This window comes from Candidatus Megaera polyxenophila (genome assembly GCF_029982035.1).
Taxonomy (GTDB): Bacteria; Pseudomonadota; Alphaproteobacteria; order Rickettsiales; family Rickettsiaceae; genus Megaera; species Megaera polyxenophila.
The window spans coordinates 677,699-690,116 of record NZ_CP104166.1; the positions used below are offsets into that span (position 1 = coordinate 677,699).

General features: G+C 34.9%; 16 protein-coding genes and 1 tRNA gene. 12 read left to right on the top strand and 5 right to left on the bottom strand.

The features are described from left to right. Positions 1–200 precede the first annotated feature (200 nt). Entirely contained in the window at positions 201–1,802 is a 1,602-nt protein-coding gene (gene rho, locus N3Z16_RS03615; RefSeq protein ID WP_282486767.1) for a transcription termination factor Rho, read from the top strand. A gap of 27 nt (positions 1,803–1,829) precedes the next feature. Next, positions 1,830–2,774: a malate dehydrogenase gene (mdh, locus tag N3Z16_RS03620; RefSeq protein ID WP_223938942.1), complete on the top strand. Its 945-nt coding sequence runs from the start codon at positions 1,830–1,832 to the stop codon at positions 2,772–2,774. Positions 2,775–3,027: 253 nt separating this feature from the next. Here mdh and N3Z16_RS03625 read toward each other — a convergent pair whose 3' ends face one another. Next, positions 3,028–4,020, bottom strand: coding sequence for a sodium-dependent bicarbonate transport family permease (locus tag N3Z16_RS03625; protein WP_223938943.1), 993 nt, complete (start codon positions 4,018–4,020; stop codon positions 3,028–3,030). A 306-nt stretch (positions 4,021–4,326) separates the two neighbouring features. Then, positions 4,327–4,764: an IS200/IS605 family transposase gene (tnpA, locus tag N3Z16_RS03630; RefSeq protein WP_282485546.1), complete on the bottom strand. Its 438-nt coding sequence runs from the start codon at positions 4,762–4,764 to the stop codon at positions 4,327–4,329. Positions 4,765–4,947: 183 nt separating this feature from the next. On the opposite strand from tnpA, the gene queA reads away from it, so the two are divergent. The 5 genes from queA to N3Z16_RS03655 all read left to right on the top strand — a co-directional run bounded on the left by queA (position 4,948) and on the right by N3Z16_RS03655 (position 8,978). Continuing rightward, on the top strand, positions 4,948–5,976 hold the full coding sequence (queA, locus tag N3Z16_RS03635) for a tRNA preQ1(34) S-adenosylmethionine ribosyltransferase-isomerase QueA (protein ID WP_223938944.1): 1,029 nt from the start codon (positions 4,948–4,950) through the stop codon (positions 5,974–5,976). A 174-nt stretch (positions 5,977–6,150) separates the two neighbouring features. Continuing rightward, positions 6,151–6,227 (top strand) — tRNA-Met (locus N3Z16_RS03640). 54 nt (positions 6,228–6,281) lie between these two features. Then, positions 6,282–6,851, top strand: a complete 570-nt coding sequence (rsmD, locus tag N3Z16_RS03645; protein ID WP_223938945.1) for a 16S rRNA (guanine(966)-N(2))-methyltransferase RsmD — start codon at positions 6,282–6,284, stop codon at positions 6,849–6,851. Continuing rightward, the gene (gene radA, locus N3Z16_RS03650; protein WP_223938946.1) at positions 6,838–8,178 is read left to right on the top strand and encodes a DNA repair protein RadA; all 1,341 of its coding nucleotides are present in this window, start codon (positions 6,838–6,840) and stop codon (positions 8,176–8,178) included. The genes rsmD and radA overlap by 14 nt, the downstream gene beginning before the upstream one ends. A gap of 395 nt (positions 8,179–8,573) precedes the next feature. Next, positions 8,574–8,978 carry a hypothetical protein gene (locus N3Z16_RS03655; RefSeq protein WP_282485820.1) on the top strand — a complete coding sequence of 135 codons (405 nt, stop codon included), beginning with the start codon at positions 8,574–8,576 and terminating at the stop codon, positions 8,976–8,978. 10 nt (positions 8,979–8,988) lie between these two features. Here N3Z16_RS03655 and N3Z16_RS03660 read toward each other — a convergent pair whose 3' ends face one another. After that, the gene (locus N3Z16_RS03660) at positions 8,989–9,372 is read right to left on the bottom strand and encodes a hypothetical protein (RefSeq protein ID WP_282485819.1); all 384 of its coding nucleotides are present in this window, start codon (positions 9,370–9,372) and stop codon (positions 8,989–8,991) included. A 90-nt stretch (positions 9,373–9,462) separates the two neighbouring features. On the opposite strand from N3Z16_RS03660, the gene N3Z16_RS03665 reads away from it, so the two are divergent. The 4 genes from N3Z16_RS03665 to N3Z16_RS03675 all read left to right on the top strand — a co-directional run bounded on the left by N3Z16_RS03665 (position 9,463) and on the right by N3Z16_RS03675 (position 10,731). Next, complete coding sequence (locus N3Z16_RS03665; RefSeq protein WP_410519634.1) at positions 9,463–9,948, top strand: ATP-binding cassette domain-containing protein; 486 nt, start codon at positions 9,463–9,465, stop codon at positions 9,946–9,948. Between the two features lie 308 nt (positions 9,949–10,256). Then, positions 10,257–10,385 carry a hypothetical protein gene (locus N3Z16_RS03670; protein WP_282486770.1) on the top strand — a complete coding sequence of 43 codons (129 nt, stop codon included), beginning with the start codon at positions 10,257–10,259 and terminating at the stop codon, positions 10,383–10,385. Next, entirely contained in the window at positions 10,352–10,429 is a 78-nt protein-coding gene (locus N3Z16_RS10915; protein ID WP_410519635.1) for a hypothetical protein, read from the top strand. The genes N3Z16_RS03670 and N3Z16_RS10915 overlap by 34 nt, the downstream gene beginning before the upstream one ends. Positions 10,430–10,449: 20 nt before the next feature. Beyond that, on the top strand, positions 10,450–10,731 hold the full coding sequence (locus N3Z16_RS03675) for a hypothetical protein (protein ID WP_282486772.1): 282 nt from the start codon (positions 10,450–10,452) through the stop codon (positions 10,729–10,731). An 81-nt stretch (positions 10,732–10,812) separates the two neighbouring features. Here the strand turns inward: N3Z16_RS03675 and rpmA are convergent, their stop codons facing one another. Together rpmA and rplU are read right to left on the bottom strand one after the other, a co-directional pair. Continuing rightward, positions 10,813–11,058: a 50S ribosomal protein L27 gene (rpmA, locus tag N3Z16_RS03680; RefSeq protein WP_223939604.1), complete on the bottom strand. Its 246-nt coding sequence runs from the start codon at positions 11,056–11,058 to the stop codon at positions 10,813–10,815. 12 nt (positions 11,059–11,070) lie between these two features. Then, positions 11,071–11,388 carry a 50S ribosomal protein L21 gene (gene rplU, locus N3Z16_RS03685; RefSeq protein WP_282486774.1) on the bottom strand — a complete coding sequence of 106 codons (318 nt, stop codon included), beginning with the start codon at positions 11,386–11,388 and terminating at the stop codon, positions 11,071–11,073. A 232-nt stretch (positions 11,389–11,620) separates the two neighbouring features. Between rplU and blaOXA the strand changes: the two genes are divergently transcribed. Continuing rightward, a complete protein-coding gene (gene blaOXA / locus N3Z16_RS03690; RefSeq protein WP_282486776.1) occupies positions 11,621–12,415 on the top strand; it encodes a class D beta-lactamase in 795 nt (264 codons plus the stop codon). The last annotated feature ends 3 nt before the right edge of the window (positions 12,416–12,418 follow it).

Sequence of the window (12,418 nt, forward strand, 5' to 3'; positions counted from 1 at the left end):
AAGTTTAGGTGTACGAGTTTCACCTTTCTTAGAGTAACATCCTAGCTTTTAAAAGTGTTGTATTAGTTAGCTATTTAGCCATTTAAAGTTAGTCTGCTGCCGGCCTAATAAAATTTCCAAATAAATATTACTTTTAAGCTGTATAAATGACTTATTTGTTAATCTAACCAATTTCCAAAATTAATTATTAATTCAATCAAATGACAATAGAAGAAAACGAATATCCAAAAGTTTCCGATAATAATTCCTTAAGTAGAACTTTAAAAATTAGAAAAACTATTAAATCACCGCTTAATCCTTCGGAAGAATCTTTAGGTGTAAACTATCCAAAGTCCTCTTCTTTAGAAGACAAAGCTTTAGTAAACAACCATGTAGCAGAAAATGTTCCTGAAAGAGAAAATGAGCCATCCGAGCTCGAAATGGTCACTGGAATAAAAGAAAGAAAGGCACGCAGAATTAATGAATTCCCTTCTTCTAAAAAATCCCAAGATGCTGAACAGACAAAACGACAGAATACGGAAGAGTCGAAAGAAAGCAACGGTGTGAGAGTAACGTTAAGGCAATTAAAGCAAAAGTCGCCAGAAGAACTCCAATCCCAAGCTGAGGCGCTGGGAATAGAAAATGCCAGTTCTTTATTAAAGCAAGAACTAGTTTTTGCAATTCTGAAAAAAATTGTTGATCAAGGTGGCCATATTTCCGGTGAAGGGGTTCTAGAAGTACTGCCTGATGGATTTGGTTTTTTAAGATCACCAGATGCTAATTACTTAGCGGGGCCTGATGATATTTATGTTTCGCCTAATCAAATACGGCGGTTTGGTTTAAAAAAGGGTGATACTGTAGAAGGTCAGATTAGAGCGCCTAAAGCTGGAGAAAGATACTTTGCCTTGCTTAAACTAAGTAAAGTTAATTTTGAAGATAATGAAAACGCTTACCATCGAGTTCATTTTGATAATCTAACACCTTTATATCCTGATGAAAAATTACTCCTTGAGATGGATAATGAAAATAAGGATTTTAGTACAAGAACAATAGAGCTTGTGGCCCCTATGGGTAAGGGACAAAGAGCCTTAATAGTCGCACCGCCGAGAACCGGAAAAACTGTTCTGCTACAAAACATTGCCCATGCAATTACTACTAATCACCCAGAAGTATATTTGATGGTTCTTCTTATAGATGAGCGACCAGAGGAAGTAACAGATATGCAACGCTCTGTTAAAGGTGAAGTAGTTAGTTCTACCTTCGATGAACCGGCAGCAAGACACGTGCAATTGGCTGAAATGGTCATTGAGAAAGCAAAACGATTAGTTGAACATAAGAAAGATGTTGTGATATTATTAGATTCAATAACTAGATTAGCAAGAGCCTATAATACTGTGGTGCCATCGTCAGGAAAGGTTCTAACTGGAGGGGTAGATGCAAACGCCCTACAAAGACCTAAAAGGTTTTTCGGTGCTGCACGTAATATAGAGAATGGCGGTTCGTTAACTATTATTGCCACCGCATTAATTGAAACTGGTTCGAGAATGGATGAGGTAATATTTGAAGAATTTAAAGGTACTGGTAATTCTGAAATCGTTCTTGACCGTAAAGTTGCAGATAAGAGAATCTATCCAGCCATTGATATCACCAAATCTGGTACTAGAAAGGAAGAATTACTTGTTAATAGAGCAATACTTTCGAAAATGTGGGTTTTACGCCGTATTATTAACCCCATGGGCACTGTTGATGCGATGGAGTTTTTGCTTAGTAAGTTTAAAGAAACGAAAACTAATAATGAGTTCTTTAATTCGATGAACTCTTAACAAAAATTATTCACATAGGAGGGTTTTATGCATAAACGACCAAAAATATCTTTAATAGGCGGTGGTAATATCGGTGGTACTTTAGCCCATATTTCTGCTTATAACGCACTAGGAGATGTAGTTCTATTTGATGTGGCAGATGGTAGAGCTAAAGGCAAAGCTCTTGATATTGCTCAAAGTAAGACTTTAGACGGCTCAGATATCAGTTTAAAAGGAACTGGGAGTTATGCAGATATACAAGGCTCAGATGTGGTAATTATTACAGCTGGTATACCTAGGAAGCCAGGCATGAGTCGGGATGATTTAGTTGCTACCAATGCAAATGTTATGAAAGAAGTAGCACAAGGTATAAAGCAGTATGCCCGTGATGCATTTGTAATTGTCATTACTAATCCACTTGATGCTATGGTATATGTTTTGCAGAAAGAAAGTGGATTGCCTGCAAATAAAGTTGTGGGGATGGCTGGTGTGCTTGATTCAGCTAGGTTTAATTATTTTCTGGCAGAAGAGTTCAAAGTATCTGTTGAGAACGTAACTAGTTTTGTGCTTGGCGGTCACGGAGATTCTATGGTTCCCCTAGTTAGATACTCAACCGTAGCTGGTATTCCAGTCCCTGATCTAATTAGAATGGGTTGGAGTACGAAAGAAAAAATTGATGCAATAGTAGAGCGGACTAAAAATGGTGGCGGTGAAATAGTAGCGTTACTTGAAACTGGTTCTGCTTATTATGCTCCTGCGGTATCAGCAATTGAAATGGCTAAGAGCTACTTGCATGACAAACGCAAAATTATGCCTTGTGCAGCATATTTAAACGGTGAGTATGGGGAAAAGGGTATTTACGTAGGAGTACCGGTAGTTATTGGGAAGAACGGGGTAGAAAAAGTTGTTGAAATTGAGTTAACTAAAGAAGAGAAAACAAATTTTACATCTTCAGTTAATGCTGTTAAAGAGCTGATAAAAAATATTAAGTAGGCATAGCTCTATATTTATTGGATTTAGTATATTCATAAAAAAGCTTTATTAAATCCAATTTTCGCCACTTATTATGTGGATATAACCCGCCCTCGTTCTACAAGCGGTATCTAAAACTCCACGTAACAGTGTTTCCTGTATGTGCGTTAGCTAAGCTTAATGTCCCACGAATTTATTTCTAATTGCTTATAGAGAGAGGCGATTCGAGTCAAGATTTTTCTTTTTTACATGAAGAGAAGTAGCCTTAAGCTACTTATTCGGCCAGGAATTTCTGGGCTAGAGTAAAATAAAATGGTATTCCTAAAGTAATATTAAATGGAAAAGTAACAGCTAGAGTCATTGGTATATAAATGGCGGCTCTAGCTTCTGGTAAAGAGGTACGCATTGCAGCAGTTACCACAATATAAGAAGCACTAGAAATTAACACTGTAAATAAAAATCCTGTTCCTAGGTCCAGTCCTATAAGAATACTTAAAGATATTCCTATTACTGAACCTATTAAAGGCATATATATGCCAAAAAGAGCTAGTTTTAAGGTAAACTCTTTTAGTTCGGCTAAGTGCTTTGTAATTAGCAATCCCATATCTAATAGGAAAAGTGACAAGATACCTTGAAAAGGGCTGATTACAAAGCCATCCATTTTCTGCATTCCTTGAGTTCCTGATACCCATCCTATAAAAAATGAACCTAATAACAATAATATTGATCCATTGGTAAATACTTCCTTTAGAAGGAAAGGCTTCAATTGATTCTGGTTACCTAGATTTTTTTGCTTTGATGTATAAGCTATTAGTATACCACTTAAAATTGCGGGAGCTTCCATTAAAGAGAGTACGGAAATGATATATCCGGAATAAATTATAGAATTTAATTCTAAAAAATTAATTGCTGTTACAAATGTTACTAGACTAACAGAGCCATAATGAGCAGCAAGCGCCGCTGCAGTTAATTTATCTATTCTAGTGGTATGTTTTAAGAAAAAATAACCAATAAATGGTTGTATAAAACCTGCTATTATGCCAGCAAGAATAGTTAAAATGGCCTTACTATCAACGTTAGTAGTTTCTGAAATAACAACGCCTCCTTTAAAACCTATTGCAATCATTAGGTATATAGCTAGATATTTACTAATTTGTTCTGGAATTTCCAGATTTGATTTCAAAACTCCCGAGATAATACCTAGTAAAAAAAATAATATAGGAGGGGATAATAAATTTTCTACGAAAAAAGAGAATAATTCTACCATGTTAGATATTTTTTATCTTAATTAATTTTATTATTTTAGATAATGTCCAAATATCCTTATATCTGATAAATTAAACCTTTTTATATACTAAAAAAATCAATTAGCCAGCATAAATTTATAAAAATAGATTTAATTTTGGGAAACTTGTGCTTTGTCTTAATGAACACTAACTGCGAATTTTATACCTTCAGTATTATTTGACACTGCTAAATTATTAGTTTAACTTACGAAAATTTAATCAACCACTTTCATCTGAGAGATGAAAGTTTGATCTTTGCGACTAGAAGTCGCTTATCAAGCTAAAGCTCATTCTAGCCTAATATTTGAAGTAAAGTCGGTCTCATGAGCGTCAGTGTGTTTGTTGATATATTCGTTAATCATATCATCTGTAACATTACCGCTAGTTGAACTGAAGTATCCTCTGCCCCATAAATGTCTACCCCAGTATTTCTTTTTTAGTATCGGAAATTCTTCCTGTATTCTTTTAGATGATCTTCCCTTAGCTTTCTGAACAAATTCACTAATTTTAATATGCGGAGGAATATTTGCAAATATATGGACATGGTCGCTTGATACAACGCCATTTTCTATCTTTATACTCATTTCCTCAGCTACCTGTAACACTAGTTCCCGAACACGTTTTTTTATGTCGTAAGTAAGTACCTTATAGCGATATTTCGTTATCCATACTATATGATAACGATGATAAAAAACTGAATGTGATCTTTTGTTATAGTAAGTCATAGACTTATGATGCTACCGCATCATGGCGCATTAGACAAGCTAAAGCTTTTCCATCTGGAAGATGGAGGTTTTCACCACCAAAGGGACTATAAATAGAGTTACTAATATTAATAAATCTTATAAATTATGTCCTTTCGAAGGTTTTACTAAAGAACTAGAGAATTTTGTATTTAGAGTTGATAAATGAAGCTTTCTGATTTTGATTTTAATCTTCCTTCTGAATTAATAGCTTACGAACCAGTAGAGCAGCGTGATCAATCCAATTTAATTTTGCCCTTTGATAACAATAAAATAGTGAAGTTTGCTAATATAATTGATTATTTAAATCCGGGTGATGTTATGGTTTTCAACGATAGTAGAGTAATTAACTCTAAGATAACTTTAGAAAAATCTGGTACGAAAATTAATATTAACTTAAATAAGCCATCATTAACCCAAAATTCGTGGCGAGCTTTTGCTAAACCTGCTCGAAAGCTCATTATAGGGGATGAGTTCTTTTTCGGTAATCATAAATTAGTTATTACTGATAAGTTTGAATTTGGTGAGATAGAAGTAAATTTTGTGCTAAGGGATATTGAGGTTTTTACTTTTCTGGATCAATACGGCCAAGTACCTCTGCCATTATATATAAAAAGGCCGCCAAAAAATGAACTAGATGTACAGAGATATCAAACTGTTTATAGCCGTGAAAAAGGTTCTGTAGCAGCCCCTACAGCCGGTTTGCATTTTACTCTGGAATTACTTGAGCAAATCAAGGCAAAAAACGTCACGATTCAATTTATAACTTTACATGTTGGTGCAGGCACATTTTTACCAGTAAAAACTGAAAACATTTACACTCATAAAATGCATTCTGAATATTCGTATATTAGCCCGCTAGTAGCAGAAACTATTAACAAAGCTAAATCCGAAAACAGAAGGATCATATCAGTTGGTACAACTGCGCTTAGGAGTCTGGAATCTTTCAGTCGAAATGGGAAATTATATCACGGAGCTAAAGAAACTGATATATTCATAACTCCGGGTTACAAATTTCAGATAGTAGACAGCTTAATTACCAATTTCCATTTACCAAAATCAACTTTATTGATGCTAGTTTGTGCGTTTTCTGGGATGGGGGAGGTGAAAAACCTTTATAAATATGCTATAGATAATAAAATGCGCTTTTTTAGTTATGGTGATGCGATGATGCTTCATAGAAAGTCTCACTAGCAGTATTATTAAATTACTTAATATTTATAAATTGTTACTTGCATCTTGCTTAGAAATAATATATCATTCGCAGATGCTTAGGACGATTATAATTGCTCAAACCTGAATTATTCTGGTGAAGCTTACAAAAAATATAATTTTTTTAGTCAGAATTAAGTTTTTCAAAATATTTGCCGCGGGGTGGAGCAGTCTGGTAGCTCGTCAGGCTCATAACCTGAAGGTCGTTGGTTCAAATCCAGCCCCCGCAACCAATTCTTCCAAAATCCTTAATTAATCAGCGTTCTTAATTGTAATAATAACGTAAGATGAAAATAATTTCTGGGAAACACAAGAACAGAATAATCCCAACGTCCAAGGCCTCAGAATATAGACCTACTACTGCCAAACTTCGAGAAGCGCTATTTAGCATAATAGTCTCTGGCGAATTTTTTAATTCTAAACCGCTAGATAATGCTCAAACATTGGATTTATTTGCTGGTACAGGAATATTATCCTTTGAAGCGTTGTCTCGAGGGGCCAAAAATGCGACCTTAATTGATAATAATCTTGAACATCTCAAGCTGATTAAAAAGTTTGCTGATAAAATAGGGGAGAAAAATAATATCTATTGTCAATTAGCTGATGCTTCTTCTCTGCCGAAATCTAATAGGCAATATAATATTGTTTTCATTGATCCTCCTTACTATAATAACTTATGCGTAAAAACCCTAACCTGCCTAATTAAGAATAATTGGTTAGAGAATAATGCAATTATTGCCATGGAAATGGAAAAAGCTGCTAAACTGGTTTTAGAAAAATTTCCAAACTTGCATCTGCTTAAGGAAAAAGTTTACGGTAACAGCAGGTTAATAATAGTAAGATATGAGCAAAATTAAAAAAGTTTTTTCCTGTAATAACTGCGGTAGCGTTTCTAATAAATGGCTAGGTCAATGTCCTGATTGTGGTCAGTGGGGATCAATTACCGAGGAGCTTGCTTCCAGTAGTAAAATTATTGTTCCCAAAACTGGCACGGCGCAGGAATTAGATTTTTTAAGCGATGCAGTAGTTGAAACCATGAGGGTTAAAACACCTATTGAAGAATTAAATAGAGTTCTTGGTGGTGGATTAGTTAGTGGATCTGCTATTCTGATTGGGGGTGATCCGGGAATTGGTAAATCAACTCTTTTATTGCAACTCTGTTCAAAGCTCGCTCAGAATGATGTTGGCTGCCTTTATATAACAGGTGAGGAATCAACTAATCAGATTAAACTGAGAGCTAAAAGAGTTGGAATTACTAACAACAAAACAGGTTTACTTGCTGCAACTAATGTAGAAGACATAATTTCCACTATCGATAAATACAAAGATAAACTGGATTTAGTAGTGATTGATTCTATACAAACTGTATCTACCACTGAATTATCGTCAGCTCCTGGAACAGTTTCTCAGATAAGAGCCTCAGCGCATGTGCTCATTAATTACGCTAAGCAAAATAATATTACAGTACTTCTTGCCTGTCATGTAAACAAAGATGGCCAACTTGCCGGACCAAAGGTCCTTGAACATATGGTAGATACTGTCCTGTATTTTGAAGGTGACCATAATAATCATTTCAGAATCCTTCGTTCAATAAAGAATCGCTTTGGCGGTGTTAATGAAATAGGGGTTTTTGAAATGACATCAGCTGGATTGCTTGAAATTACCAATCCTTCTGAATTATTTTTAATGGAGCGGGAAAATAATGTTAGTGGTACTGCTGTATTTGCTGGCACACAAGGCTCAAGGCCGTTGCTTATTGAAATTCAAGCGCTAACTTGTCCTACTACTATGCCAACACCTAGAAGATCTGTAGTAGGATGGGATGTAAATAGATTATCCATGATAATAGCCGTACTTGGAGTAAGATTCGGTTTGAATTTATCTTCTCATGAAGTATATTTAAGTGTTGCCGGTGGCTTAAAAATAACTGATCCGGCAGCGGATTTAGCAGTAGTTGCTGCTCTTATTTCTGCTGCTGCTAATAAATCCCTACCAGCAAAAAGTATTTTTTTTGGAGAAGTAGGGCTTTCCGGGGAGGTCAGGAAAGTTGCCCAAACTGAGGCTCGAATTAAGGAGGCCTCAAAACTTGGCTTTAAAAGAGTTTTTTGTGCGGCTAGCCATGACTTGAAAGATTCCGTTGAACCAATAATACATCTCAAACAACTAAAAGACTTAATTCTTTAGTTTATTTTTTCTAATTTTTTTGTAAAATTTTCTGCGTGTTACTGGGAGGCGTTCTTATAGTAATTATATCTAATAAGATTCTGCAGTTATAACATAATATAAATCATGTTAGCTTAGTAAGTTGATGGAACATATTAGGGATATCGAACTCATTGCTGGTTTCATAGTTTAAAAACGGGTGGGTTTTTATTCTCGTCGATAAGATTTTGGAACTGCAGCTTTTGTATTGGAATTTTTGATGATTTTATAATCAAATTGCTTAATTTTTGGCAATTTGGGCAGTATTCTCCCTTTAGCTTCATCCGCACCTTGTTTAATCCATGCTTAGCCGTTATCCACAAAAATGCCGCAGGTTAACCATGCTGTAGGCTATAGTTTTCAGAGCATAATGGTTTATGCTGTGGAATTCAAATCTCAGTAACAACCGTTTGAATTTATCTTCCCAGGCAAATATTCTCTCTATCGTTCTAAACCTTTCTTTAAAGATTTTCCGGCAAAAAGTTTGCTTTCTTCCTCGCTTAGATTTCTTGCGACTCCTTTTATTCTCTGGCATATTAGGAGTCATGCCAAGATTAAAAATTGCTTTACGATTTTTACGTGAATTATATACACCATCTAAGCTCATGGTACTTTCCTTGAGATCTATACCTATTAGTTTTACAATCTTTTTTAAGTTTGATATTGCAGGAGTAAGCAGGATTCCTTCATTCCTATTACCCGGAGCAGTAACAAAAGGCGCAATAACATTGCAGTTTCTATCACAAAACGGTACAACCTTGTCTCCTTTAGTGTGTTTATGACCATTATACCCTAAGTTGTCACCCCTTTTTTAGCAGAAGTACAAGTACCATCACCATGTAATATATCAGTATCAAGCATTCCAGCTTTAAATAACCTTGCCACCGAAGCTTCGAAAATCTTATCAAAGCATCCGTGCTTAACCCAGAACTTAAAAGCATTATAGATATTAGTATAGTGAATTTCTGGCATGCCGTCTTTATTTTTGTCTATTGGTATCTGTTCCCATTGGCAACCAGTATGCATGAGTTTAAGAATGTAATTAAATAATTTGAAAAATGATATCTTTTTACTTGGACCACGTGTGCCTTTTTTAAGATGCGGTAAGACAAATTCGTTAAATTCATCTTCTCTCAAAACAGTAGGAAGCTTGTTGTATCGTCTAATTCTGCTCATTCTATTTGGTTACTTAAATAAAATTAATGAATACTCAATATATCTACAAACCTTTTAAATACAAGGCTATAATGGTTTTATTTCGTAAAAATTCAAACCCGCAATGAGTTCGATAATAAAACAGTGTGGGAAGAAATATCGGAAGGGTTAGAAGTTTTAGAACTAGGAGGTATGTCAGTCAAAAGCAGAGCTTATTGTTCAGCTTTTAATTTTAAAGGCGGTGCTCAGCAGAAAAAGGTAGGCCAGTTATCCGGTGGAGAAAGAAATAGGGTTCACCTAGCTAAATTGTTAAAATCCGGTGCTAATGTTATTCTACTGGATGAACCATCCAATGACCTGGATGTGGATACGTTAAGAGCTCTAGAAGATGCTATCCTTGATTTTGCTGGTTGTGTTTTTGTAATAAGCCACGATCGGTGGTTTCTGGATCGAATAGCTACCCATATTATTGCTTATGATAAAGACGGAAGTGCCTCATGGTTTGAAGGAAACTATGAGGATTATCATAATTATGTTACTAACTATATAGGAGAAGACTCCAGAAATCCTAAATATAGGCACAAAAAATTGGTGTAATCTGTAAAAATAGATTTACTGAAATGTAAAAGAAGGAGTATAAAAGAAACGTATAAAAACCAAAAATAAGGTTTTTAGTATAATTATAGTCATGCAAGTTAAAGTAGGTGGCTTTGTTGCATGAATAGCCGGACTATCAAAATATTAGATCAGTAGATATAATGCTGACCATAGGAATTTAATAAAAAAATCACATGCGGTCTCCAAAGAAGAAAGCATTTAGTAAATCCCGCAAATGCCCAAAGTTTAAAGTTACTAATTGGTCGGAATATAATAATATTTTGCGTAATCGAGGTCGAATAGGTTTCATGATTGCCGAAAATCTCAGTGATGGGTGGTATGAAGATTATGCCGATAATAGGAAGTCTGGGGGCAGAAAAGATATAGCGATAAAGCTATATTTATGTGTTTACAAATCAGATATTTATTTGGATTGAAGTTAAGGCAGAATCAAGGTTTCATCAATTGGATATTCATGTAACAAAGCCCCAAATCGTCTTGTTGCCAGGAAGGCACAAACTGAACGTCAGTAAAGTGCTGCGTATCAACAAACCAAAGGAGATCATGCCAGGAGGAATAAGAACAAATATAGACTCCGGGGGGGGGGTAGAAAACGCCTTCTTCAGATTCAAGAATGCTTTTGGTAGTAAATTTTTATCGAGAGATGAAGATAATATGGAAAATGAAATGACAATCAATTGTCAACTTTTAAATAAAATGTTTGAGATTAGTAAACCAATTTCTGTGCGTCTGTATAAGACCAGATTATGGGAAAAGAGGTAATACATCAAAAATTCGATTCATGCAACAAAGCCAAAAAATGTTAGTGCGTGTCCCAACCCAATATAAATTTGACTTCTTGGTTTATACGACGTTTACTAATTTACGATCTTTTTTTGATATGAATTCAACTTTTCCTGAAGTCAAAGCAAAAAGAGTATGATCTTTGCCTATACCAACGTTTTTACCTGGAAAAATTTTTGTTCCTCGTTGTCTGTATATGATATTTCCAGGGACTACAGCCTGGCCGTCAGATTTTTTTGCTCCTAACCTTCGTCCAGCTGAGTCACGACCGTTTCTTGAACTACCACCAGCTTTTTTAGTTGCCATATATTTCCATCCTTATTTTTTTACAATATCAAGAATTTTTAATTCCGTCAGATCTTGCCTGTGACCGTTTTTGCGGCGGTAATGCTGACGTCTCTTCTTTTTAAAAACAATAATTTTATCATCCCTAAATTGATTAGTGATTTCTGCAGTTACTGTTGCCCCTTTTACAACTGGAGTACCGATAAAAGACGGCTTAGAGTATTCGCCCACTAATAAAACCTCGTTTAGCTCAATTTTACTACCGAGCTGGCCCTCTATCTTCTCAACTTTGATTATGCTATTTTTTGCAACTTTATATTGCTTTCCACCTGTTTTAACAACTGCGAACATACTAGCAAATTCTCTCTAATAATTACTTAAAATACAACTCCAAGAGTATAAACTGAAATCATCTGAAGTCAATAATAATTTTATTAACTTTAAAGAGCGTTAGGAAATAGTTGTTAGCCTGATGATGAAGTAGTATTATGATTTGAAAAACATTGAGGTAATGTGTTAATAGTATACTGATATAAATTAACTAATTCCAAACATTATAAAATTTTTTAAATTTAGGTAAATTATGAAAAAAGTCGGTTTATTTTTATGTTTTCTCATTTTGTGTATAAGTAATGTTTTTGCTGAACAATGTTTTATTGTAAAGGAAAAAGATAAAATTATTCATCAAGAAGGAGATTGTGATCAAAGATATGCGCCTTGTAGCACCTTTAAAATTGCTCTTAGCCTAATAGGTTATGACCTTGGAATTTTAGTTGATGAAATGAATCCGTCCTGGCCTTTTAAAAAAGGTTATCCGGCCTTTTTGGACGTGTGGAAACAAGATCAAATGCCAACAAGTTGGATGAAAAATAGTTGCGTTTGGTATTCCCAAGTTTTGACAGAGAAGATTGGAATGCAAAAGTTTCAATCATATACCACGAAACTCAATTACGGAAATATGGACCTTTCTGGTGATAAAGGTAAAAATAATGGCCTTACAAATGCGTGGTTATCTAGTTCTCTTGAAATCTCTAGTAAAGAGCAAATCGCGTTCTTAGGAAAATTGGTAAACAATACCCTGCCTGTAAGTAGACATGCCCATGAAATGACAAAAAATATTTTATTTGTAGAAGAATTGCCTGGTGGATGGAAACTTTATGGCAAAACGGGCAGTGGTGTCCTCTTAAGCCCAGATAGAACAAGAAAGCTTAAAATCCAACATGGCTGGTTTATTGGGTGGATTGAAAAAGATGGGAGAGTAATATCTTTTTCAAATCATATTTCTGATGATAAAAAACAAAACACTTTTGCAGGCCAGCGAGCAAAAGCCGACGCTAAAGAAAGATTGGTAAAAATTATTAATGATAGCGGCAGCTAATAA